This is a genomic window from Cupriavidus sp. CuC1, from assembly GCF_044627735.1.
Lineage (GTDB): Bacteria > Pseudomonadota > Gammaproteobacteria > Burkholderiales > Burkholderiaceae > Cupriavidus > Cupriavidus ulmosensis.
In genome coordinates this window covers 65010-89201 of record NZ_JBIUHC010000013.1, presented here as the reverse complement: position 1 = coordinate 89201, position 24192 = coordinate 65010, and the positions used below count along the sequence as shown (strand labels likewise).

Genomic DNA, 24192 nt, shown 5'->3' with positions numbered 1-24192 from the left:
TTACTCCAGCGTGATTTTCAGGTCGCGGATCAGCTTGTGCCAGCGCGTGGTCTCGCTGCGCAGCAGTTCGGCGTATTGCGCGGGCGTGTTGCCGACCGGTTCCACGCCGAAGTCCACCAGCCGCTTGTTGACGGCCGGGTCATTGATGGCGGCCACCACCTGCTTGTTCAGCGTGGCGACGATCTCCGGCTTTGTGGCGGCCGGCACCACCATGCCCACCAGCGCGGCGGCATCCACGTTCTTGTAGCCCGCCTCGGCAAAGGTCGGCACGTCCGGCAACTGGGGCAGGCGGGTCGCGTTGGCCACGGCCAGCGCCTTGACCTTGCCCCCCTTGATGAAGCCCGCGCCCGCGGCCAGGTCGACCATCATGGCCGGGACCTGGCCGCCGGCCACGTCGGCGAGTGCGGGCGCCGCGCCGCGATAGGGCGCGTGGACCATGTTCAGCCCGGCTTCCACCTTGAGCAGTTCCATCGCGAGATGATGCGGGCTGCCGGCGCCGGCCGAGGCGTAGTCGATGCCGCCCGGTTTGGACCTGGCGCGGGCGACGAACTCTTGCACGGTGTTGACGTTCATGCCCGGGCCCACCACCAGGATCATCGGGAAGCGGCCCAGCAAGGTGACCGGCGCCAGGTCCTTGACCGGGTTGTAGGAAAGGGTTTTGTACAGCGCGGGGTTGAACACCAGCGTGCCGTTGTCCGCCGACAGCACCGTGTAGCCGTCCGCCGGCGCGCGCGCGGTTTCCGCGGCGCCGATCGCGGTGTTGCCACCCGGCTTGTTGTCCACCAGCACGGGCTGGCCCAGCCGGGTCGAGAGGGCTTGGCCGATGGAGCGCGCGAGGAAATCCGAGCCCCCGCCGGCGGCGTAGGGCACGATCCAGCGCACCGGCTTGGTGGGGAAGGCGGGTTCGGCGGCAGCGGTTGCCGCCAGCATGGGGAGGGCGGCCAGGCCCAGGCCTGCGGCGATGCATTTGCGGATGGTGATCATCATCTTGTCTCCTGTTCCCGTTTCGTTGCCGGTAGAGGCGTGGCGCCCTCCGGTGTCGTTATGCGTAAATGATATACGCATTGCGTAATATGGCGATGCGGGTTAACGTGGATTTGATGCCGTCGCGCCTTGCACGGCACTAGAATCTCCGCCCATGAAGACACGAATCGACCCAAGCGCCTCAAGCGCCTCAAGTGACTCAGCCGATACCGCAACACCCGCCGAGCCGCCGGCGCGCGAGCGCCGCCAGCGCGTGCAATCGGCGCAGACCGGCATGACGGTGCTCAAGGGGCTGGCCAACCTGGGCGGGCGTGCCAGCCTGACCGCGCTGGCCGCGCATATCGGCGAGAGCCCGGCCAAGGTGCACCGCTACCTGGCCAGCCTGATCGATGAGGGGCTGGTGGCGCAGGAGTCGGTGTCGCAGCAGTATTTCCTGGGCGTGGAGGCCATGCTGATCGGCCTGGCGGCGATGCGGCAGGTCGATCCGATCCGGATCGCCGAGCCGTCGCTGATCCGCCTGCGCGAAAGCCTGGACGTGACCTGCTTTGTGGCGGTGATGGGCAACAAGGGCCCGACCATCGTGCGTTTCGAGGAGCCGGGGCTGCCCGTGACGGTCAATGTGCGGGTAGGGTCGGTGATGCCGATGCTGTGGTCGGCCACGGGCCGCGCCCTGCTGGGCTTGCTGGACGAGCCGCGCGTGCGCGCAATGGCGGAAGAAGAACTCGCGGCGGCGCCGGCGGACCTGCGCGCGCAACTGGATCGCGATGACCCCATCGGCGCACTGCGGCGCGAAGTGCAGGCCGCCGGGTGCGCGGTGGTGCGCGATACCAACCTGAAGGGCATCAGCGCCGTGGCGGCGCCGCTGTATGACTACACGGGCCGCATCTGCGCGGTGCTCACCGCGCTGGGCGCCACCGGCGGCTTCGATGCGTCGATGGATGGGCCGATCGCCGTGGCCGTGCGCCATGAGGCGCAGGTCGCCAGCGGATTGCTGGGCTACGGCGCGGCGCCGCCGCCGGGCGGCGGCGCCGTTTGAAGGCAGGCCGGGCAGCTCTGGCCGGTCCGCTAGCTCACAGCTTGCGTTCGCCGCCGAGCGCGGCCGTCAGGTCCGACAGCAGGTTGGCCAGTTCGCCGGCCATCATGGTGAAGTCGCCGTCAAAGCGTTCTTCGTCGTCGCGGGCGCTGGGGTCGGCCTGTTCCTTGATCACGTCCAGCGGGGCCACGCGCTTGATGGTCAGCGATTCGGTGAGCACGAAGGACACGCGGTCGTTCCAGGTCATCGCCAGGCGCGTGCAGCGCTTGCCGGCGGCAATGTGGCGGCGCAGGTCCTCGGCATCCAGCGGATGCCGCACATAGCGCACCGTCGCCTTGCTCTCGGCGCTGGATTGCAGCTCCATTTCCTGGTCCAGGGTGAAGCCGGCCGGGGCCGTGTCGGTGGCCAGCCAGTCGGTCATGGCGGTGACCGGCGACTGGTTCACATGCAGGTTGTCCAGCGGCAGCGGGTCGATGGCCTTGAACAGCAGGCCGCGCACTTCATCGGCCTTGGCCGGGGCGGCCGCGTCGATGGCGAGCCAGCCGTTGACCGGGTCGATCCACACGCGAGTGTCGCGGCGGATGCTGAATGCGCGCGGCAGCAGTTCTTCGGTGATCTGCTCCTTGAGCTCGCGCATCTGCTTGCGGCCCGGCTTGAAGCCTTGCTGCTCTTCCAGCTCCACGGCGCGCGCCTTGGTGACCTGGTTGACCACCGTGGACGGCAGCAGCTTCTTTTCGGTGCGCATGGTCAGCAGCAACTGCTTGCCGACCTGGTGGACGAGCGCGCCGTTGTCACGCGGCGAGGCCCAGCCCTGGGTTTGCATCTCCAGGCTGGTGCCAGGGAAAAATGCGTGGCGCGCCAGGCATTCCTCGACCTCTTCGGCGGCGAGGGACCACGGTGCGGACAGACGGTGCAGCTGGAGATTCTTGAACCACATGTGAATTCGGCCAAAGGGACGGATTCTAGCCGGTTAGCGTGGCGCATGCGGTAACAATGCGTGAGTGGGTGTGGACAATGGGAAACGACAGGGGCCGGGCTGCTTTCGCAACCCAGCCCCTGTGCGAGCCTGCAGGCGCCTTGCGCGGCTTTACATGTCGAGCCTGGTGATCTTCGAGCCTTCCAGCGACAGGCCGGCCATCAAGCCTGCGTTGGTCACCACGAAGCCGACGATCGGTTGCTGGACGGTATTGGTGTCCAGCACGCCGTTCGCGCCGATCTTGGCCAGCGCCACGGTGGCGTCCACGCCGGCGGTCCAGCCCTGGCTGGCGACGAACTTGTCGAGCGCGTCCTGGGTCATGAACATCAGGATGATGGCCTTGGACTGCGCGCCGATCTGCCAGCCGACCGAGCCCGAGATGATGCGGTAGTAGCCGCGGTTGGCGCCGCCGGCGCGCAGCGCGCCGTCGCCATACTCGCCGCCAACAACGAAGCCCGCCGAGAGTGTGTTGGGGAAGACCAGGATGCCGCGCGCCCGGTTAGCCAGTTCGCGCGAGCCGCTTGCCGTGGCATACAGCTTGTTGAGGGCGCCGTCGACGCCGCCGTCGATTTCCCGACGCTTGGCCGACTTGTCCGTCGGCGTGTCGGGCGTGGTGGTACAGGCACCCAGCCCCAGGCCTGCGCTTGCCAGCACCAGTCCAGCTCCTACCGTCAAAAACGATCTGCGTTCCATGCTCACTCTCCTGATTGTTTTACCTCACACTGCACCGTTACCCCGGAGCCATTAACACCCCCTGTGCTCAAGGATAGGCGTAATCGGCACTTGTAGAAACTGTGAATGCAGCTAACCGGGTCATGGGTTTCCCCGAATGCCGTTGGGCCTCCCCCCGTTTCTGTAAAATATACAAAGCATGTCCGGGGAAAGCTGTAGGACGGAGACTGCATTTTTGAGCGTGGCTGTCCTACATGGCGGCCGCGGGCTTGGCGTGCGTATCCAACAGCGCAGGAACCCCGCCGCATGTCGCTGGTCCATGCAACATGAAATCCGTCCTCGCTCTCATCCCCGTCACGCTGCTGGCAGCAGCCTGCGCCTCGCGCGCGCCCGCCGATCCGCAAGCCGTCAGTGAAGCCACCGAGCAGTGGCAATCGCTACGCGCTGCCTACACCACGTGCGCCAAGGACCAGGCCGATGCCGGCATGGCCGGCAGCGCCTCTGCGCAGGATCTCACCAATGCGGCGCTCAAGGCGTGCCGGCCCCGGCTCGACGCCATGCGCGCGGCGTTTCGCGATTACCTGGACGCACAGATGGTGTCCTCGCATGGCCGCGATGGCGCGCGCCAGGCCGCCGATCGCGTGAGCCAGGATACCGAAGCCAAGACCCGCAGCTATCTGATCCGCTATGTCGAGCGGGAGCGCTATACCGCCAAGCTGCAATAACGCAGTGAGGCCTGCGTGGGGGCTCCGGTTTGGGGCTCCGGCACGGCTGTGGTGTAATGGGCGGGCGCCGGTGCGCATTCCTGCCTCGGACCTGCTCACCAGACCTGTCGCGCCCCACCCACCTTGCACCCACAATATTGCGGTCCCCTGCTGATGACTCTCTCCCCCGAACGCTTGCAACTGGCCCATGAGCGTTTTCTCGCCGACAACCCCGAAGTGGTGGCGCTGCTCAAGGTCATCACCCCGCGCCACGCGCGCGCTGTCGGCATGAGCGTGGAAGCCTTCCAGCTCTCGGAGCTGGAGCGCGCGATTGGCCGCGAAGCCAGGCTCCGGCGCCTCACTGTCGAGGAGTTGCTGCTGGTGTACCTGGGCGAGCGCGCGGCGCCGGCGCCACGGCGCTAGATGCGCTAGCTGCCAGCATTCCCGGTGCCGGTCTTGCCGCGCGCCGGGCTCAGGAAAACCCAGGCGCATGCCGCCCCGCTAGCAGCCAGCAGCGCCGACAGCAGCATGACCCAGCGAAAGCCTGCCACGAAGGCGCCGTCCACCGCTTGCCGGACGGCCGCTTTCGCCTGCGGGTCCGTGGCCGCCGGCAGCGCGATGGCGGCGAGCTTCGCGCGTTGCGCCTGCACGGCCCGCGCCACCTGCGCCGACACCGCTCCGCTCGCCACCGACTGGCCAAGCGAGCGGTCCAGCCGGTAGTCGAACACGCGCACCATCACGATCCCCAGCACGGCAATCGCCAGCAGCGTGGCCACGCGTGCCGCCGCGTTGTTGATGCCGGACGCCGTGCCGGCCGAGCCCGGCGGCACCGCGTTCATGACCGTGGTGGTCAGTGGCGCCACGCTGATCGTCATGCCCGCGCCGAGCACCAGCACCGCGGGAAAGAAGGTCAGCCAGTAGCTGCCGCCGCTGGCGCCGGCCGTGGGCAATGCAAACAGCGCGAAACCCGCTGCCGCAACCAGCGGGCCCACGATCAGCGGCTTGCGCGCACCATGCCGGTCCACCAGCCCGCCGGCCCAGCCGGACAGCAGGAACATCAGCAGGATGAACGGCAGCAGGGCGGCGCCGGCCTCCGTCGACGAATAGCCCTGCACCTGGATCAGATTGAGCGGGAAGAAAAACAGGCCGCCCCCAAGTGCTGCGTAAAGCAGCAAGGTGAGCAGGTTGGCGCCCAGGAAAGCGGGCGAGCGGAACAGCGCGGGCGGCATGACCGGGTTGGCCACGCGCGCCTCCACCAGCACGAACAGGCCGAGCGCAACGAGGCCGGCGGCAAGCGGCATCCATACGGCTGGGTGGCCCCAGCCCAGCGCCGGCGACTCGATCAGGCCGTAGACCAGGCTGCCCAGCCCCAGCGCGGCGAGCAGGCTGCCAGGCCAGTCGAGTCCCCCGGCTTGCTGCGGTGCGCGGCTTTCCGGCACGCGCCAGAAGACGATGGCCAGCACCGCCACCGCCAGCGGCAGGTTGACCAGGAAGGCCGCGCGCCACGACAGATGCTCGATCAGCCAGCCGCCCAACACGGGCCCGAGTGCGGTGGTCATGGCGGTGGCGCCGGACCAGGTGCCGATGGCCTTGCCGCGCCGGCTCGCATCGAACGAGGCCGACAGCAGCGCCAGGCTGCCTGGCACCAGCAGCGCAGCGCCCACGCCCTGCACCGCCCGCGCTGCGACCAGGTGGCCGATGTTGCCGACCAGGCCGCACCAAGCCGAGCTGGCCGCGAAGATCGCCACACCCAGCGCAAAGACGCGGCGGCGGCCAAAGCGGTCCCCGGAGGCGCCGCCCACCAGCAGCAACGCCGCCAGTAGCAAGGCATAGGCTTCCACCGCCCACTGCATGCCGCTCAGGCTGGCGTCGAAGTCCTTTTGCAGCGCGGGCAGGGCCACGTTGACCACGGTGCCATCGATAAAGGCCATGCTGGACGCCAGGATGGTGGCAGCCAGCACCCACGGCTCGTCGGCCCGGGCGCAGGGTGGCCCGCCGGGGCCGGCCCGCAGCATTGCGTCGTCGCACGGGCCCTGGGCCAGCGGCGTGGTGGACATGTTCAGCGCTGGCTGTGCGGGCCGCTCACGCCGCCGCCGGCCTGGCCGGCTCCAGCGGATGCAGCTCGCCCAGCATGGTCGGGATCAGCTCGGACACCGTGGGGTGGATATGCATGGCGCGCTGGACCATGGTGTATGGCGCGCACGCATACATCGCGTCGAGGATGCAATGGATCACCTCGTCGCCGCCCACGCCCAGCACCGCCGCGCCGAGGATCTCGCGGCTGTCGGCATCGACCAGGATCTTCATGAATCCTTGCGTTTCGCCTTTTTCCACCGCGCGGCCAACCCGCGTCATTGGCCGCATGCCCACCAGCACATTGCGCCCGGACCGCCGCGCCTCGGCCTCGTTCATGCCGACGCGCCCTAGTGGCGGATCGGTGTAGAGCGCATAGGCGGGGATGCGGTCGCCGAGCGTGCGGGGCGGCTCGCCGGACGCCGCGTCCAGCAGGTTGGCTGCGACGATCTCGAAGTCGTTGTAGGCGGTATGGGTAAAGGCGCCGCGCCCGTTGCAGTCGCCCATGGCCCAGATGCCGGGCACATTGGTGCGCAACTGCTCGTCCACCTGGATATAGCCACGCGCATCCACGGCGACGCCGGCGCGGTCCAGGCCAAGGTCGTCGGTATTGGGCCGCCGGCCCACCGCCAGCAGCACGTGCGAGCCGACGATCTCAGGCGCGCCTCGCGCGCAATCCATCTTCACCACGACCTCCCCGCCGCGCTGCTCCAGCGCGATGCACTCGGCGTCCAGGCGCAGCTCGATGCCCTCGGCGGCGAGGATGTCGCGAACGGCATTGGACACATCGGGATCCTCTCGCTCGATCAGGCGCGGGCCGCGTTGCACGATGGTGACCTCGCTGCCGAAGCGGCGAAACATCTGGCCGAACTCCAGCCCGATATAGCTGCCGCCCACCACCAGCAGGTGCCGCGGCAGCGTGTCCACGCGCATCATGCCGGCGTTGGTCAGGTAGTCGACCTGTTCCAGCCCGGGCATCGGCGGGGCGGCGGCGCGCCCGCCGACGTTGATGAAGATCTTGCCGGCCCGCAGCAGGGTGTCGTTCACGCGCACGGTGTCCGGGCCCTCGAAGCACGCGTGGCCGAGATAGACGGTGCCATGTTCCAGCGTGCGCACCCACGTTTCCACGCCGTGCGTGGACTTGCCAACCACGCCGTCCTTGCGCGCCTTGACGCGCGCCATATCCACCGTCACCGGCCCGGTGGGCACCACGCCATAGTCGGCGCCACGCCGGGCCAGCTGAGCCGCGTAGGCGCTTGCCACCATGGTCTTGGTGGGGATGCAGCCGGTGTTGACGCAGGTCCCGCCGAACGACTGGCGCTCGATCACGGCCACCTTCTGGCCGGCCGCGCTCAGGCGCGCCGCCAGCGGGGGGCCGGCCTGGCCGGTGCCGATGATGATGGCGTCGTAGTCGATGGTCATGGCGGCGGCTCCTGGGCTGGCATGGACGCAACGGGGCGGTGCCGGCTGCGCGCCGGCTGCTCACAACATCACAGCATTGCCAGCGGGCGCGGGCCGTCCGGTGGCGGGAAGGCAGCGTCCAGCTCGGCCAGTTGCTGCGCGCAGAGTTGCAGCGCGAGCGCGCCGTGGTTCTCGCGCAGGCGCTCGCGATGGCTGGTCTTGGGAATCGCGATGACGCTCTGCTGCGCCAGCAGCCAGGCCAGCACCGCCTGCACCGGGCTGATGCCATGCTTCTCGGCAAAGCGCGCAAGCCGGGGATTGCGCAGCAGCGTGGCCTGCTCGATCGGCGAATAAGCCATCAGGGGAACGCCATGCTCACGCAGCCAGGGCAGCAAGTCCCACTCGATGCCGCGCCGCGTGAGGTTGTAGAGCAACTGGTTGGCCGCCACCTCTTTGCCGCCGGGCACGCGCCACAGCGCGCGCATATCGTCCAGGTCGAGGTTGCTGACGCCGAAGTGCCGGATCTTGCCCGCCTTGCGCAGCGCCATGAAGGCTTCCATGGTCTCTGCCAGCGGCACGCCGCCGCGCCAGTGCAACAGGTACAGGTCGAGGCGGTCGGTGCCCAGGCGGCGCAGGCTGCGCTCGCAGGCGGCCACCGCGCTGGTGCGCCCGGCGTTGTGCGGGTACACCTTGCTGACCAGGAAGACCTCGTCGCGCCGCCCGGCGATGGCTTCGCCCACCAGTTCCTCGGAGCGGCCATCGCCATACATCTCGGCGGTGTCGATCAGGGTCAGGCCAAGATCCAGCCCGAGGCGTAGCGTGGCGAGCTCTTCCGCGCGCGCGGCGGGCTGATCGCCCATGTTCCAGGTGCCCATGCCGAGCGCGGCAACGCTTTCGCCGCCGGGCAAACTCACGGTTTTCATGCGGTGTTCCGGTGGGAAGTGCAGGGTGGGGCAGCCGGCATATGGCGCATAAAACACATGCGCACCACCGGCTACCCACTCACACTAGGTAAGGACGGCGCGATCCACAAGGTGCGGCGCGCGCCGCCGTGTTCAGACCAGGCCGGTCACGTAGTAGACCGTGATCACGAAGAACACGGCCAGCGTCTTGATGGCGGTCACCGCGAAAATGTCGCGGTAGGACTCCTGGTGCGTGAGGCCCGTCACCGCCAGCAAGGTGATCACGGCGCCGTTGTGCGGCAGCGTATCCATGCCGCCGCTGGCCATCGACACCACGCGGTGCAGCACGTCGAGTGGGATGCCGGCGGCCTGCGCGCCGTGGATGAAGGTGTCCGACATGGCGGCCAGCGCAATGCTCATGCCGCCCGAGGCCGAACCCGTGATGCCGGCCAGCGTGCTGACCGAGACGGCGGCATTGACCAGCGGGTTGGGGATGCTCTTGAGCGCGTCGCTGACGACCAGGAAGCCGGGCAGGGCGGCGATCACGCCACCGAAGCCATACTCCGAGGCGGTATTCATGGCGGCCAGCAGCGCGCCGCCGATGGCGCTCTTGCTGCCCTCGGCAAAGCGCTCGCGCACCGCGCCGAACGCGGTCGCCAGCACCACCACGATGCCCAGCAACAGCGCCGCCTCCACCGCCCAGATCGCGGTCACGGTGGCGATCTGCGTCTGCACGGGCTTGGCCAGCCCGGGCAGCGACACGCTGTAGCTGCTGCCGTACCACTGCGGGATCATGCGCGTAAAGACGAAGTTGGCCACGCCCACCACCACCAGCGGCAGCAGCGCCAGCGCCGGATGCGGCAGGTGGCCGGTCTGGCTGCGCTCCGGCTCGTTGCGCAACGCAGTGCCGTAGCCCTCGCCACGCGCCATTGCCGCGCGGCGGCGCCACTCCAGGTAGGACAGGCCCACCCCGATGATGAACAACGAGCCGAGCAGGCCCAGCACCGGCGCGGCCCAGGTCGTGGTCTTGAAGAAGGTGGTGGGGATGATGTTCTGGATCTGCGGCGTGCCCGGCAGCGAATCCATGGTGAACGAGAACGCGCCCAGCGCAATGGCGCCCGGCATGAGCCGCTTGGGGATGTTGCTCTGCCGGTAAAGCTCCGCCGCGAAAGGATAGACGGCGAACACCACCACGAACAGCGAGACGCCGCCATAGGTCAGCAGCGCGCAGACGGTGACGATCACCGCATTGGCCCGCGAGCGGCCGATATAGCGGATGGCGGCGGCCACGATGGACTCCGAGAAGCCCGACAGCTCGATCACCTTGCCGAACACGGCGCCCAGCAGGAAGACCGGGAAATACAGTTTGACGAAGCCGACCATCTTCTCCATGAAGATGCCGGAGAAGACCGGCGCCACGGCGGCGGGCTCGGTCAGCAGGACGGCGCCGAGCGCGGCCACCGGGGCGAACAGGATGACGCTGTAGCCACGGTAGGCCGCGAACATCAGGAAGGCCAGGGCGGCCAGGACGATCAGGAAGGACATCGGTTCTCCTTGTGGTTCTTCCGCGCGCGCGGCGCTTGTGGCACCGCGCGGCAGATCAGGTGCCGACTTTGCCACAGCTTGCTGCGCTGCGACAATGTCCTGCCTCAAAGGCTGGTCGTTGTCCCGGCCTGGCGCGGGCTCAACCGTGGTGGTAGCGGTACTCCTGTGTCAAGCCGCCGTAGCCGTAGGTGGCCGCACGCGCATCCACCACGTGGATGTACGAGACCGGATGGACGTTGCCGATCAGCTCCGACAAGGCTTCGAACACGGCCTTCAGGTACTGCGCCTTCTCGGCCTTGGTGTTGGTTTCGTCCGTCACGCTGATGTCGAGGTGGAACGCATTGCGGCCCTGCTCCGAGAGTGGCTCGCCGCCGATGATCCAGGCGTCGTGGTCGATGTACTGCACGCAGACGGCGATGACCTCCGGCTTCTTGCCGAGCACGCGCTGGGTCAGCTCGGCCACGGCGGCGGCGCTGCGGCGGGTCAGCGATGCGTTGGGCTTGCCGGAGATCTGCAGGTTGATGTGGGGCATGACGGGCTCCTTGGTCTTTGCGGTTTCACTTGGTTCGCCGGGTTTGATCCAGCGGGTTAGTGATGCCAGTCTAGGCTTTTGTCTGCTATCGGAAAAACGGGAATTTGCGATACTATCCATCGTTTATACCGAAATAAGCCGAAGCAAGCCGAACCATGATGGGAGCCCGCCATGCGCGCACTTGAGCTCGATCAGCTACGCACCTTCGTGACCGTGGCGGACGCCGGCAGCCTGTCCGCCGCGGCGCCCCGCTTGTACCTGTCGCAGTCCTCGGTGAGCGAGCAACTGCGCAAGCTGGAGGAGCGCGCCGGCGTGCCGCTGCTCACGCGCGGCAAGCAGGGCGCGGCGCCGACACCGGCAGGCGTACGCTTGCTCGAGCATGCGAGGCGCATCCTGGCGCTGTCCGAGCTGGCGCTGCAAGACCTGCGCGGCCACACGCTGGATGGCGAGCTGCGGCTCGCGGTGACGGATTACTTCCGGCCGGGCGAGATTGCCGGCATGCTGCGCGGGCTGCGCGAGAGCTATCCCTACCTCCGGCTGCACGTACAGGTGACGAAAAGCAGCGTCATCGATGCGGGGATGCACACCGATGATTTCGATATCGGCTTGTCGATGCGCTTGCCGGGCAAGGGGGCAGGCCAGCAAGCTGGCGCCAAAGGCGCGCGTGGCACCGTGCTGCGCCGCGAGGCGCTGGCGTGGGTCGCGGCGCAAGGCGAGGCGGAGCGCGTGAGCGGCCCGCTGCCACTGGTGCTGCTGCCCGATACCTGCTCGCTGCATCAGTTCGTGGTGCAGATGCTGCGGCGCCGGCGCCTGGACCACGTGATTGCGCATTCCGCCTCGGGCGTGGCTGGCCTGCATCTGGCGCTGGCTGCCGGGCTTGGCATCTCGTGCCTGAACGAGTCGGCGATCGGGCCGGGGGTAACGCGCATCGATGCGGCTACGCTGGCCAGGCTCAAGCTGCCTGCCTTGCCCACTGCGGAATTCTTCCTGCTGCCTGCCCGGGCCGGGGAGGCCGCGCTGGTCGGGAAGGTCAGGGCGGCGCTGGCGGAGCAGTTTGCTTAGCCGGGCGGCACCAGTTTCCTCCGACCACGGCCGTCAGCATTAAAGACAAGGCGTGCCGAAAGGGGCGAAGAAATCGTAGCGAGCGGTCCATGGCGGGTCCGAGGAGCGCAGCCGTACATGGGTACGGCGAGCACCACAGGACTCGCCATGGGCCGCGCAGTAGATTTATTCGTCCCCTTTCAGGTCTCGGTCCACTGCCGCAGCAGGTTGTGGTAGCAACCTACCAGCGAGCGCCGCGCACCATCGTCGGCGCCGGTCTGGTTGAGCTTCTGGATGGCGTTGTCGAGGTCGAACAGCAGCGCGCGCTGCGCGTCGTCGCGCACCAGGCTCTGGATCCAGAAGAAGCTGGCCACGCGGGTGCCGCGCGTGATCGGCGTGACCTGGTGCAGGCTGGTGGCGGGGTAGATCACCATGTCGCCGGCTTCGAGCTTGACGCTGTGGGTGCCGTAGGTGTCTTCCACCTGCAGCTCGCCGCCGTCGTAGCTGGCGGGGTCGCTGAGGAACAGCGTGGCCGAGATATCGGTGCGCAGCTTGCGGCCATTGTGCGGATGAATGCGCACGCTGCCATCCACATGCGCGCCGAAGGTCATGCCCTCGCTGTAGCGGTTGAACATCGGCGGGTAGACGATATTGGGCAGCGCCGCGCTGATGAACAGCGGATTGCGCTCGAGCACGCTCACGATCAGCTGCTGGCACTGTAGCGCCACGTCAGAGCGCTCATCGATCTGCTGGTTGAACTTGACCGGCGCGCCGGAGTAGCCGGCCGATACGCGGCCATTCACCCAGGCCTCGCCAGCCTGGTCGAGCTGCTGGCGCACGGCGGCGAGCTGCTCCGCGTTGAGGACCTTGGGAATGCAGACAAGCATGGCGATCTCGGCAGGGTTCGACGGGCGGCGCCGGGGGGGGCTCCCGGGTCGCCGCGTGGCGTGATGTGGCGTGACATGGGGTGATATGGCGTCACGCCACTTTACCTCAGCTTACATGCGGTAGACGACGGACAGCATCGCGGTGCGGCCGGTACCCGGCACCGAGCGGCCGCCGTCCGACGGGATCAGTGCATCGAAATACTTCTTGTCGAACACATTGAACAGGTTCAGGCGCACATCGTACTTGGGCTGGTGGTAGGCGATCATGCCGTCCCAGCGCACGTAGCCGCCCACCTGCACGGTGTCCGTGTTGTTGGCGTAGCGCTGCGACATATAGAAGGCGCCACCGCCCACTTCCCAGTTCGGCAGCACGGCGTAGCTGGTCCATGCCGTCGCGGTGTGCTTGGGCGTGTTGGCCGGCGTCATGCCCTGGGTGCCGGCGGCAATACCGTTGACGATGTCGGCGTCCAGGAAGGTGTAGCCGGCGAACACTTGCCACTTGCTGGTGATGCGCCCGGTGGCGCCGGCACGGAATCCGCGCACGCGGATCTTGCCGGCCAGCGAATAGGTGGTGGCGTCGATCTGGCTGCGCGCGTTGTCCTTGGTGATCTGGAACGCGGCCGAGGTCAGCGACAGGTCACCGCCCATCAGGTCCCATTTGCCGCCCACTTCATAGGACTTGTTCTTCTCCGGGTCCAGGTTCTGCTGGCCCACGGTGCCCACCAACTGCTCCAGTGACGGATTGAACGATGTGCCATACGACACGTAGTAGGACTGGGCCTCGGTCGGCTGCCAGATGCCACCCAGCCGCACGCTGGTGAAGTTGACGGTCTGGTCGGCGCTGGACAGCACGGTGCTGCCCCGCGTGTTGGTCGAGTTGACCGAATTGGAGATGCTGGCGAGGTACCGGTCGTAACGCAGGCCGGCCACCATCTTCCACTGCTTGCTGAACTCGACCGAGTCATTGATGTAGGCCGCCAGCGTATTGGCCGAGGCGCCCTGCCGGTTGCCGACCGCGCTCGGCGCGTTTGCCGGCGAGTTGCCATAGGTCGGGTTCACGAGCGGCTCGCAGGCTGCGTAGCCGCTGGTGCCGGCTGCCGCGGTGGCGGTCGCGGCGGCGTTCAGCGCCACGCCGTTGCAAGCGCCGTTGCGGTAGTAGTTCTGGTTGTCATAGCCATCGTGGCCAATCTCGGCGCCAACCAGCACGGTGTGCTTGACCGGGCCGGTGTCGAACTTGGCGGCCAGCTCGGTCTGGTTGAAGATCGAGTAGTCGCGGATATGCCGGTCGTGGCTTTGCAGGCGTACCGACAGCGCATCCAGCGGCAGGCTGGTGGTGGTGAGGGCGGTGAAGCCCTTGGCGCCGACCGTGCCGACGGCGTTCGGCGCGGTCTCGCGCGCATTGGTGTTGACGTAGTTGAACTGGGTCTGGTTGCGCAGCCGCAGGTTGGGCGAGAACTTGTGGTCGACGGTGGCGTTGAGCGCGGCGACATCCTGGATGGTGCGGTCGTCATTGAAGCCGTAGGCCGTCTTGCGGTCGACGTTGACCGGATGCCCGTTGATCGCCGGGAAGCCATAGTCGGCCATGTCTTCGTTATGCTGCACCAGCGCCGACAGCGTGATCTCGGTGGGGGTGCCGATGCCCAGGCGCCAGGACGGCGCAAGGCCGAAATCCTTCACCGTCGTCTGGTCGCGCGTGCTTGCCTTGCCGTCCTGCGCCATCGCCGCGATGCGGAAGGCCGAGGTCTCACCCGTAGGCGTGTTGTAGTCGGCGGTGGCGCGCACCAGGCCGTTGGTGGTTACCGAGCCGGTGACTTCCGTGGCGGCCTTCAGCGACGGCTTCTTGGTGACCTGGTTGATCACGCCGCCGGTGGATCCACGCCCGAACAGCATCGACGAGGGCCCCATCAGCACTTCCACCGATTCCAGCGCGAAGACGTCGCGATAGTACTGGCCGCGGTCGCGGAACCCATCCAGATAGATGTCGGTGCGCGCGGAGAACCCGTTGAGGTTGATGTTGTTGCCGATCTGGCCGCCCTCGGCTGCGCCGATGGTGATGCCCGGCACATTACGCAGCGCATCCGCCAGCGAGGTGCCGCCCTGCGCGTCGATCAGCGCTTTGTTGACCACCGTCACCGATTGCGGGATGTCGCGCAGTTCCTCGGGCAGCTTGCTGACTGAATTCTTCACCGCGTTGTAGTCGTCGTTGGCACGGCCGCCTTGCACCACCACTTCCTGCAGCGTTGTCGCGGGCTGCCTGGCGGGGGCAGTGGCGACCGTCTGGGCCAGGGTGACAACGGGCGTGGCGAACAGCGCGAGCAGGGCAGTTGCGATCGGCGTGCGGCGATTCATGTCGTATCTCGGTTCCGGTGCGGCCGTGGGCACGAGCCGGCCGGAAGCGGCGAGAAGGTGCGCGTCTGGATCGGTTCGGCCAACGGCGGGAGGCAGTTATGGTTGGGCGAGCCGGAATATAAATGCGAATGATTTGCGTTGCAATTCGCGTTGTCTTTTCATCACAGACAATGCAGAACCGCTTCTAATGTCCTGGGTTAAAAACATTATTTGGCGCCAATGAAGCCAATTGTGCACATGGGTTATGCAAAAATACGCATAAAGCACATTTCAGAAATGAAACGAGCCCGTACATGACGGGCCCGATACAGACATTCACCGTCCCAGTCATGGGGACGGTCGAAAATATTTCTTATTCCGCTGTCATGTTGGCGTTCTTTGCGATACGGCCAAGGCGTTCGCGCTCCGACTTGATGAAGGCGATGAAGCTCTCCTGCGTGCCGCCGGCGGGTTCGATGCCGTTGGGAACCAACCGGTCGCGCGTCTCCTGCGTCTGCATGGCGGCGCTCATTTCGGCGTTCATCTTCTTGAGGATGGCGGGGTCCGTGCCCTTGGGCGCGAACACGCCGGCCCAGTGGCCGATGCGCACGTCCGGCATGCCTTGCTCGGCAGTGGTCGCGATGTTCGGCGCCGCGCTCATGCGCTTGTCCCAGGTCGCGCCCAGTGCCTTGAGCTTGCCGGCCTTGATGTTGGGCAGCACCACCACGCTGGCCTCGGAAGTCGCCGTGACCTGGTTGCCGATCACCGCGGTAATGCTCTCAGAGCCGCTCTTGTAGGGCACCACGGTCAGCACCGCGCCTTTTTCCTTGAGCATCTCCTCGACAAAGTGCGGCGTGCTGCCACTGCCGGCGGTGGCGAAGTTGGCGCCCGAAGGCTGCTTCTTGGAGTACTCGACCAGCTCCTTCAGGTTGTTCACCGGCAGGGACGGCGAGACCACGATCACGGACGGGCTCACCGCGACCAGGGAGACCGGCACCAGGTCGTCGGCCGCGTAGGGCATCTTGGCGCGGATCAGGCTGTTGGTGACAGTGCCAACGGCGCCGATCAGGAAGGTGTAGCCATCCGGCTTGGCCTTGGCCACGTAGTCCGCGCCCACCACGCCGCCAGCGCCCGGGCGATTCTCGATCATCACTGTCTGGCCGAGCCGCTTGCCAACCGCGTCGGCGGCCGCGCGCGCCACCAGGTCATTGGCGCCACCAGCGGTGAACGGCACGACGAACTTGATCACGTGGGTCGGCCAGGCATCGGCGGCCTGCGCGGGCATGGCGAAGCCGGCAGCGGCGAACAGGGCGGGAACGGCGAGGGCCAGCGCGCGGCTGGTGGCGGGAATACGCATGGTTGTCTCCATTGGCTGTTTTGGGTGCAAGCAACGGATGATAACCAGCGAACCTGTCAATTCGCTGAACCCGCATTCGCTCCCCCGTTACTGGCTTTCCGCGCTCTGCTGCGCCAGCCAGTTGCGGAACGTCCGCGCTGCCGCGGCCTCCGCGCGGTCTTGCGGCCACACCGCGTAGTAGCCACCCCCCAGGCTCGCGCTCGCCTCGCAGGCGCGCACCAGCAGTCCCTCCTGCAGGCAGCGGTCGATCATGTGGCGCCACCCCAGGGCGATGCCCTGGCCTTCCATCGCGAGCTGCAGCAGGATCGGATACTGGTTGGCCACCAGCTTGTGCGGCGGCCGCGCGTCCGCCAGCCCGTTGTGGGCCAGCCAGGTCTGCCACGACATCCATTGGCGCTGCCCGTCTTCCAGCATCAGCAAGGTCTCGCCGGGGAGGTCGGTAGGCTCCAGCCGACGGCCGTCCAGGTAGTGCGGCGCGCAGACGGGAAACACGTCTTCGTCGTACAGGCGGCGTGATGCCAGTCCCGGCGGCGGGCCCTCGCGCAGGTAATACATGCCCACGTCGAACTCGGCGGGAGAGAGCGAGGCCAGGCTGTCGTTGACGAGCAGGCGCAGGTGGATGTCGGGATACGCGGCGCGGAAGGCTCCCAGCCTGGGCGTGAGCCAGAGCACGGCTACGCCGCTGGAGCAGGCCACGGTCAGCTCGCCATGGCCCTTGCGCTTCATCACGTCCTCGGTGGCTTCGGCGCAGGCCGACAGCAGGCGCTGCACCTCTTCGGCATAAGCCTGGCCGCTCACGGTCAGGCGCAGTGCGCGCGGCTCGCGGATGAAGAGCTTCTTGCCAAGGAAGTGTTCGAGCTGCGCCACCTGGCGGCTGATGGCGCTTTGCGTCAGGTGAAGTTCGCTCGCGGCGCGGGTGAAGCTGCCATGCCGCATGGCCGACTCGAAGGCGACCAGGCAGGGCAGGGGCGGAAGGGGGGAGATACGCATGGCGGCGAGTGCAACGGTTTATCCGCCATGATAGTCCGGGGTGATGGCGAGAGGCTGGTCGCCAGCGCCAGGTTTGCTCCCCTCTCCCAATTGTGGGAGAGCAGCCGTGTCGAGTGGGGGCGGGGGAGAGGGCGGGTGTTGGATGTGGCGTTGGCTCTCGGATGCCTACTTGTTCACCATGCGTGCTGCTGCTCAAAAGCTCAACGGCTTAAAGTCAAAGGCAGTTTCACCTCCCCTGCGGGGAGGCGACCTACTTTCTTGTCTCGCCAAGAAAGTAGGCAAAGAAGGCGACCCGGATGCGGCGAAAGCCTCCTCGTCGGCAAGCCAAAAGAGCGGCCGGGACCCAAACTCACATCGCCTTAGGGCGATGCTCAGACATGGGTCCCTCTTTTCCGCTCTTTTGGCTTGCCGACGAGGCGCCGCATAACGGGAGATTCAAACCTTGACGGCTCGCTTCGCATCGCGCTTGAGTGATTCCCGCCCGTGGGGCGAGAATCACGGCTACCACAATTGGTTTATCTTGCCGCTGGTTTGCTCCCCTCTCCCACTTGTGGGAGAGGGCCTGGGGGAGAGGGCGGGCGATCGTTACGCCTGCGTGCTGGAAAACACTGGGCTTCGCTTCAAGTGGCTCCTAGCCAAACCGCCCCTCTCCCCAACCCTCTCCCCGTGAGGGGAGAGGGAGAGACAGCCGTCGTCGTAGCACGGGGCTTTGGCCCCGCTGCTGGCTTCGTTCAGGCGGGCTGGCGATGCAGCCGTCCTGCCTGCATCACCAACGCCAGGTGCTCGCCCTGGCCGCACAGCACACTGATGTCCGCCAGCGGGTTGCCATCGACCGCGAGCAGGTCCGCCAGCGCGCCGGCCCGCACGGTGCCGAGCTCCCCTTCGCGCTGCAGGATCGCGGCGGCGATCGAGGTGGCGCTGCGGATCGCTTCCAGGTTGCCGAGCAGCTCCGCGCGGATGCGGAACTCATCCGACTGGTCCTGGTGCATCTCGCCCAACAGGTCGGAGCCAAAGCCCATCGGCACGCCGGCTTGCGCGTAGATGCCGAGTGAATCGCGGCCGGCCTGGCGCACGGTTTCGATCTTGGCCACCGATGCCGCCGGCAAGCCAAGGCGTGCGCCGTCGCGCGCGAGCGCTTCGTAGGTGACCAGGGTGGGTACCACGAACGCGCCATGCTCGCGCATCACGCGCGCGGCTGCGCGGTCGACCAGGTTGCCGTGCTCGATGGTGCGCACGCCGCAGCGCACCGCGCGCGCGATGGCGCGGCCGGTGTAGGCGTGCGCCATCACATACGTCTGGGCTGCCTCGGCCTCCGCCACGATGGCGCGGATCTCGTCTTCACTGTATTGCGTGTTGCCGATCGGGTCGGTGGGCGAAGCCACGCCGCCGGACGCCATGATCTTGATCTGCGTGGCGCCCTTCTGGATCTCTTCGCGCACCGCCAGGCGCACCGCGTCCACGCCATCGGCCACACGGGCGATGGCGCCGGCGCGAAAGGCGCACGAGCATGGCTCCAGCACATCGGCGCGCGGGCGGAAGTCGCCGTGCCCGCCGGTCTGCGACAGTGCCTTGCCGGAAGGGAAGATGCGCGGGCCCGGCACCAGGCCGGCCTCGATTGCCTGTGACAGGCCCCAGTCGGCGCCGCCCGCATCGCGCACGGTAGTGAAGCCGCGCTCGAGCATGGCCTTCATGATCGGCATGGCGCGAAACGCCACCAGTACATTAGGCTGCACCGCGTTCAGGCCGAGGTTGGCCAGCGAGGCCAGCACGTGCACGTGGCAGTCGATCAGCCCGGGCATCACGGTCTTGCCGGCGAGGTCGATCACCTGTGCGGCGGGGGCGTGGATCGGCGTGGCCGATACTTCGGCGATGCGTTCGCCCTCGATCAGCACATCGTGGCGTTGCAGGAGGCTGCCGTGGGCAGGGTCGAGGACGTTGCCGCCCTTAAGCAGGATCTGTTTCATGCGCGGGACAGTCATTAGGCGGGTTGAGCGGCTCGGGTAGCCTGCGCCGGGCGCAGGTAGGCGGGCTCGCGCACCAGGCGCGTGCCGGCCAGGCTGATGGCGGCGGCGAACATCACGTAGAACGCCGGCGCCATGGTGCTGCCCGTGCTGGCGATCAGCCAGGTGATGATGAACGACGCGAAGCCGCCGAAGATGGTGACCGCCAGGTTGTAGGCTACCGACAATCCGGTCGACAGCACCTTGGCCGGGAACAGCTCGGAGAACGCCGCCAGGATCGGGCCGGTGTAGGTGGCGATCAGCACGCCGAACACCAGCTGGAAGACCACCAGCGAAGCCAGCCCCGGGGCCTGGTTGATGTAGACGAACATCGGGTAAGCCAGCACCAGGATCAGCAGCGCGGAACTCGACAGCAGCACGCGGCGCCCGATGCGATCGGCCAGCAGCCCCACCAGCGGCGAACACACCATGATCGCCAGGCCGCCCACCATGCCGGCGATAAAGCCGGTCGACTGCGACACATGGAGCACTTTGACCGAGTACGTCGGCATATAGAACAGCAGCACATAGGTGCAGACCGTCCACAGGATCACCATCGAAAAGCTCGCCGCGGTCTGGCGCGGGTAGTCGCGCAGCACTTCGGCCAGCGGCGAATCCGACTTGTCGGTGGCATCGCGGAAGGCCGGCGTCTCGTCGAGGTGATGGCGGATGTAGTAGCCCACCGGCCCGATCACGATGCCGAGCAGGAAGGGCAGGCGCCAGCCCCAGCCATTGAGCGCCTCGGTGCTCAGCGCGGAGGTGACGAAGGTACCGACCGCGGCGCCCAGCAGCACGGCCACGCCGATGCTCGCCTGGATCCAGCTGGAGTAGTAGGCGCGGCGCTCCACCGGTGCGTACTCGGTCAGGAAGGCGGTGGCGCCGCCCATCTCGCCACCGGCCGAGAAGCCCTGCAGCAGCCGTGCCACCACGATCAGCAGCGGCGCGAACAGGCCGATCTGATCATAGGTGGGCGCCAGGCCGATCATGGTGGTGCCCAGCGCCATCAGCAGGATGGTCAGCGACAGCGCCGCCTTGCGGCCCACGCGGTCGGCGTATACCCCGAGGACGATGCCGCCGACCGGCCGCATGAAGAATCCCACGCCAAACGTGGCAACCGCAAGCAGGAGCGAGGACAGATCGTTGCCGGTGGGGAAGAAGAGCTTCGCGATGATGACGGCGAAGAAGCTGTAGACGGTGAAATCGAACCACTCGAGACCGTTGCCGATCACGGTGGCGACGATGGCGCGGCGGCGTTGCGCGCCGCTGACGCTTGGTGGCTTCGATGGCGCTTCTGGGTGGGCGCTTGCGTGCATGACATCCTCCTGGGTTGGCGGGCCCGGCGCGCGGACCGTGTCGATGCCGGGCCGGCGTGGCAGCGCCGCCCGGTGCGGTCGGGGATAAAGCGGCGCACGGCAGGTAACCCGATGGTAGGAGGAGCGAGGTCGGGCCGAAAACGAATTCTGCGCATGTCGTCATGCGGGCAGCGCATGGCAGGCAACGGGCCGCATGCCGCGCAAGGGGGCGCGGGCGGTAGTGGCGGGAAGAGTGGGAAGGGCGGGATGGGCGGGGAAGGGGGTGTGGCGGAGGTGGCGCGGCGGTGATGCGCGAAGGCAACCAGGCAGTGTGGCCGGTGCCGTCGGTGGCACCGGCACCGCCCGTCGTGGCAGGCTAGCGTTCGCGCTCCCAGGTCTGGGTGCGGCCCAGCAGGCTGATGCCGATGAAGCCGCGCACGTTGAGCTTCTTGCCATCGTCCGCCAGCGACATCTTGGTCTTGTAGAGCTTGCCGCTTTCGGGGTCGAGGATCTCGCCGCCGCTCCACTCGTTGTCGCCGGTCTTGCGCAGGCCGGTGATGATGGTCATCCCCATGATGGGCTGGTCGCGGCGCGCGTCGGTGCACTTGTCGCACACCTTGGGCTTGCCGTCGCTCTCGACGAAGCTCTTGACGAGCTTGCCGCTGTAGACACCGTTCTGTTCGCTGATCTCCACCAGGCCGCGCGGCTTTCCGGTGGCGTCGTCGATGGTCTTCCATGAGCCGGTCGGGGTGGCCTGGGCCAGCGCAACGGCGCTACCCAGCAGCGCACCTGCGAGCACGGCGGTGCGAGCCGCGACGGCGGCGGCGCGTGCGACGGAGCGGGGGGCAGTAAAGTGCATTGGGATCTCCTCTTCGAGTTGGCGCGCGCCATGATACCGGCGCAGGACCAGCCCGGCGGCGCGCGTACGCCAATCTACTGGCCATGGGCTCGCGCTGCAATCGCCAGCCCGCCTTTGCGTACGCACCAAAGCCGCCCCGGCACCTGCCGCAGACCGGCCTGGCGGCTGGCAACAGGCCGATTCTGTCATGCAGCAAATTGTCCCCTGGCCGCCACTCGAAGCAATCCTCTAGCCGTGCGTTTCAAGTGGGGCAACATGCCGCGCTTGCTGCCGCAGGACGCGCCGGCGCGTGCGGCCATCCCCTCTCTCGTTGCTTGCGCGCATCGGCGACCTGATCCGTTGGCAGTAGTCCATTCGGATGGTGCGCAAGCCGATGCCTCGCCAGGCGATCTGTCGTCCTGGTCGACGCGCTGAGTCATCCACTGCCGGACGCATGCCGACACCACCGTGAGACCACCGGCGACACCACCGGCAATGCGCGGCTCGCGATGGCATCTCACGCGTCGACGACGCCTGCGCGATGCGAGTGCGAGATGGCGTTCGACATCGTCCGAGCATCGTTCGCGCATCGTTGGAGCGCGCGTGTCGCGGTGACGATTCTCAAACCGTTGCGTCGGCGCATCACTGCTCGCGCTGCGCGTGAGCGCGCGTGCCGGGATACGCAGACGCGCAGCGTCCGCGCTGCGCGCCGCGTTGCCGATGCGAGTCTTCGCGGTGGCGCTGTCGATGCGCTCGCCGTGCTCGCTCGCATCCGGGCAGCACGCGTGGCAACGACGGCGCGAGGCGTGCGCGCGGTTGTCTCGCGGAAGTTTTTAGTTTCCCGAAAAGCCTTTGCGCATGCGGGTTTCCGGTTTTCCGGAATGGTCGGCAAGCGTGTCGTTCAAGCGCCTCGAAGGCGCGCAGGCAGCGATGCGCGCGATGAAAAAGGGGAGCGTGCCGGCAACGTCGTAACGCTCGCGCGACGCTGTGTCGAAGCTGCGTCGAGCATGCTCGCGAGAGAGCGTCGAGAGGGGACGAGAGACGCGGTGAGAGCGCAGCGCGCGCAAGCAAAGACGAGGTCCGCGCAGCGCAACGACGAAGACGATGAAGTTGTCATGCTCGCGCGCAAGTTTTTTTGCACTTTTTTCTTAACATCGCCCAACAAACGAATTATGATTCGCCTTGACAAGAGTCTCACTTCATTGCATGGCTTGCGAGGCAAGCAAGACAGCAAGATGCAACGATGAGGTTGGACGTGATGCGCAACGATGAGCGCCACCCACTTCGATGCAATGAAACAGGTAGCTCAGGAGCACTAGAACTTTGACGCAGACCAAGCCGTACTGGTTTTCTAAAACGCGTGCAGTCTCCTTTGGCCCAGCAACGGGATGGGCGAACTACCCCCGAAAAAATGCCGTACGTGGTGTGCGTGGCCTAGCCCGCATCGCGGAAATGCCGGCCGATATCTCTTCTTTTCATGTCGCGCGCCGATCCGGCGGATGGCGCGGGCAGATCGAATATTCCAGGGCGCGGCAAGCGTCAGAAGCCCGGCTGCGGGCTCCGCTTGGCCACATTCGCACCGCGCGCCGCGGTGCCCCTGCCACCGAATTCATTAGCGTGCGGCCACAACGTTGCCGTGCGCCGATGAATCGCTCGCTCGATTGGGGTCGCACCGCTGTATCGCGCCTCGGGTCGGTCGGGTCGCCAACTTAGGTCATTCGATATTCACTCTCAAGTGAAGGAGTTATCCATGGCAACGACTGCAAAGAAGAAACCGGCGGCTAAGAAGGCCGCCGCCAAGCCGGCCGCCAAGAAGGCAGCCGCCCCGGCCAAGAAAGCCGCAGTGAAGAAGGTCGCCGCCAAGAAGGCCGCACCGGCCAAGAAGGCTGCAGTGAAGAAGGTCGCCGCCAAGAAGGTCGTAGCGAAGAAGGCAGCGCCGGCCAAGAAGGCAGCCGCACCGGCCAAGAAGGCCGCAGCCAAGAAGGTCGTAGCCAAGAAGGCCGCACCGGCCAAGAAAGCTGCCGCCAAGAAGGTTGTAGCGAAGAAGGCCGCACCGGCCAAGAAGGTCGCCGCCAAGAAGGCCGCACCGGCCAAGAAGGCTGCTCCGGCAAAGAAGGCCGCGCCTGCCAAGAAGGCTGCTGCTGCCAAGAAGGCTGCGCCGGTCAAGAAGGCGCCTGCTGCCAAGAAGGCACCGGCCAAGAAGGCTGCTGCCAAGAAGGCCGCGCCTGCCAAGCCTGCCGCTGCACCTGCTGTTGCACCCGCTGCAGCTGCCAAGACCGCGCTGAACCCGGCTGCGGCATGGCCTTTCCCCACGGGCACCCGTCCGTAAGCGTGCTGGTAACGGCTACCGCTGGGAATTGCCAAGGCACGCAGGGCGTGCCGCACTGACCGGATACCGCGTATCCGGTCCGCAAGACGCGAGTCTTGCCAACCCGCCGATGGTGCAAGCCCGGCGGGTTTTTTCATGGGCGATCGGAAAGCGGGAAGCGGGACGCCGGAGCCCGGGCCGGGATCGCAGCAAAGAAAAAGCGCTGCTCCGGTGAAGGAGTCAGCGCTTTGCCAGGGTTGCGTTGCGGCGTCTGCCGCGGCCCAGCAGACCGCTTCAGAGCGTGCCAGGAGCCGTTGCGCGGCAGGGCG

General features: G+C 67.1%; 21 protein-coding genes. 6 read left to right on the top strand and 15 right to left on the bottom strand.

The window, feature by feature from the left end; translation table 11 throughout:
• Entirely contained in the window at nt 1-987 is a 987-nt protein-coding gene (locus ACGLHR_RS08380) for a Bug family tripartite tricarboxylate transporter substrate binding protein (protein ID WP_400093171.1), read from the bottom strand.
• 151 nt (nt 988-1138) lie between these two features.
• On the opposite strand from ACGLHR_RS08380, the gene ACGLHR_RS08375 reads away from it, so the two are divergent.
• Nucleotides 1139-2020, top strand: a complete 882-nt coding sequence (locus ACGLHR_RS08375; protein ID WP_400093170.1) for an IclR family transcriptional regulator — start codon at nt 1139-1141, stop codon at nt 2018-2020.
• A gap of 34 nt (nt 2021-2054) precedes the next feature.
• On the opposite strand, the gene ACGLHR_RS08370 is transcribed toward ACGLHR_RS08375, so the two are convergent.
• Together ACGLHR_RS08370 and ACGLHR_RS08365 are read right to left on the bottom strand one after the other, a co-directional pair.
• Nucleotides 2055-2954: a recombination-associated protein RdgC gene (locus tag ACGLHR_RS08370; protein WP_318230829.1), complete on the bottom strand. Its 900-nt coding sequence runs from the start codon at nt 2952-2954 to the stop codon at nt 2055-2057.
• 150 nt (nt 2955-3104) lie between these two features.
• Nucleotides 3105-3686 (bottom strand): YSC84-related protein, encoded by a 582-nt coding sequence (locus ACGLHR_RS08365; RefSeq protein ID WP_400093169.1) that lies wholly within the window; start codon nt 3684-3686, stop codon nt 3105-3107.
• A gap of 305 nt (nt 3687-3991) precedes the next feature.
• Between ACGLHR_RS08365 and ACGLHR_RS08360 the strand changes: the two genes are divergently transcribed.
• Nucleotides 3992-4390, top strand: coding sequence for a hypothetical protein (locus ACGLHR_RS08360; RefSeq protein WP_400093167.1), 399 nt, complete (start codon nt 3992-3994; stop codon nt 4388-4390).
• A 153-nt stretch (nt 4391-4543) separates the two neighbouring features.
• Complete coding sequence (locus ACGLHR_RS08355; protein ID WP_144409844.1) at nt 4544-4792, top strand: DUF6388 family protein; 249 nt, start codon at nt 4544-4546, stop codon at nt 4790-4792.
• A gap of 5 nt (nt 4793-4797) precedes the next feature.
• Here the strand turns inward: ACGLHR_RS08355 and ACGLHR_RS08350 are convergent, their stop codons facing one another.
• From ACGLHR_RS08350 to ACGLHR_RS08330, 5 genes are all read right to left on the bottom strand, one after another.
• Nucleotides 4798-6426, bottom strand: coding sequence for an MFS transporter (locus ACGLHR_RS08350; protein WP_400093165.1), 1629 nt, complete (start codon nt 6424-6426; stop codon nt 4798-4800).
• A gap of 25 nt (nt 6427-6451) precedes the next feature.
• Nucleotides 6452-7864 carry an FAD-containing oxidoreductase gene (locus ACGLHR_RS08345; protein ID WP_400093163.1) on the bottom strand — a complete coding sequence of 471 codons (1413 nt, stop codon included), beginning with the start codon at nt 7862-7864 and terminating at the stop codon, nt 6452-6454.
• 68 nt (nt 7865-7932) lie between these two features.
• The gene (locus ACGLHR_RS08340) at nt 7933-8766 is read right to left on the bottom strand and encodes an aldo/keto reductase (protein ID WP_400093161.1); all 834 of its coding nucleotides are present in this window, start codon (nt 8764-8766) and stop codon (nt 7933-7935) included.
• 132 nt (nt 8767-8898) lie between these two features.
• Complete coding sequence (locus ACGLHR_RS08335; protein WP_400093160.1) at nt 8899-10290, bottom strand: GntP family permease; 1392 nt, start codon at nt 10288-10290, stop codon at nt 8899-8901.
• A 139-nt stretch (nt 10291-10429) separates the two neighbouring features.
• Complete coding sequence (locus ACGLHR_RS08330; protein WP_267604449.1) at nt 10430-10822, bottom strand: 4-oxalocrotonate tautomerase family protein; 393 nt, start codon at nt 10820-10822, stop codon at nt 10430-10432.
• A gap of 171 nt (nt 10823-10993) precedes the next feature.
• Between ACGLHR_RS08330 and ACGLHR_RS08325 the strand changes: the two genes are divergently transcribed.
• Nucleotides 10994-11884, top strand: a complete 891-nt coding sequence (locus ACGLHR_RS08325; RefSeq protein WP_400093158.1) for a LysR family transcriptional regulator — start codon at nt 10994-10996, stop codon at nt 11882-11884.
• 179 nt (nt 11885-12063) lie between these two features.
• Here ACGLHR_RS08325 and ACGLHR_RS08320 read toward each other — a convergent pair whose 3' ends face one another.
• The 7 genes from ACGLHR_RS08320 to ACGLHR_RS08290 all read right to left on the bottom strand — a co-directional run bounded on the left by ACGLHR_RS08320 (nt 12064) and on the right by ACGLHR_RS08290 (nt 21576).
• A complete protein-coding gene (locus ACGLHR_RS08320) occupies nt 12064-12750 on the bottom strand; it encodes a Fe2+-dependent dioxygenase (protein WP_267604446.1) in 687 nt (228 codons plus the stop codon).
• A 111-nt stretch (nt 12751-12861) separates the two neighbouring features.
• A complete protein-coding gene (locus tag ACGLHR_RS08315) occupies nt 12862-15099 on the bottom strand; it encodes a TonB-dependent receptor (RefSeq protein ID WP_400093156.1) in 2238 nt (745 codons plus the stop codon).
• 352 nt (nt 15100-15451) lie between these two features.
• On the bottom strand, nt 15452-16435 hold the full coding sequence (locus tag ACGLHR_RS08310) for a Bug family tripartite tricarboxylate transporter substrate binding protein (protein WP_400093155.1): 984 nt from the start codon (nt 16433-16435) through the stop codon (nt 15452-15454).
• Nucleotides 16436-16522: 87 nt separating this feature from the next.
• Nucleotides 16523-17425 carry a LysR substrate-binding domain-containing protein gene (locus ACGLHR_RS08305; RefSeq protein ID WP_400093153.1) on the bottom strand — a complete coding sequence of 301 codons (903 nt, stop codon included), beginning with the start codon at nt 17423-17425 and terminating at the stop codon, nt 16523-16525.
• Between the two features lie 731 nt (nt 17426-18156).
• The gene (locus ACGLHR_RS08300) at nt 18157-19389 is read right to left on the bottom strand and encodes an amidohydrolase family protein (protein WP_400093152.1); all 1233 of its coding nucleotides are present in this window, start codon (nt 19387-19389) and stop codon (nt 18157-18159) included.
• 14 nt (nt 19390-19403) lie between these two features.
• On the bottom strand, nt 19404-20738 hold the full coding sequence (locus tag ACGLHR_RS08295) for an MFS transporter (protein ID WP_400093151.1): 1335 nt from the start codon (nt 20736-20738) through the stop codon (nt 19404-19406).
• A gap of 355 nt (nt 20739-21093) precedes the next feature.
• On the bottom strand, nt 21094-21576 hold the full coding sequence (locus ACGLHR_RS08290; protein ID WP_400093149.1) for a DUF2147 domain-containing protein: 483 nt from the start codon (nt 21574-21576) through the stop codon (nt 21094-21096).
• A gap of 533 nt (nt 21577-22109) precedes the next feature.
• On the opposite strand from ACGLHR_RS08290, the gene ACGLHR_RS08285 reads away from it, so the two are divergent.
• Both ACGLHR_RS08285 and ACGLHR_RS08280 read left to right on the top strand, forming a co-directional pair.
• Entirely contained in the window at nt 22110-22802 is a 693-nt protein-coding gene (locus ACGLHR_RS08285; protein WP_400093148.1) for a hypothetical protein, read from the top strand.
• Between the two features lie 503 nt (nt 22803-23305).
• The gene (locus ACGLHR_RS08280; RefSeq protein WP_400093146.1) at nt 23306-23884 is read left to right on the top strand and encodes a histone H1-like DNA-binding protein; all 579 of its coding nucleotides are present in this window, start codon (nt 23306-23308) and stop codon (nt 23882-23884) included.
• The last annotated feature ends 308 nt before the right edge of the window (nt 23885-24192 follow it).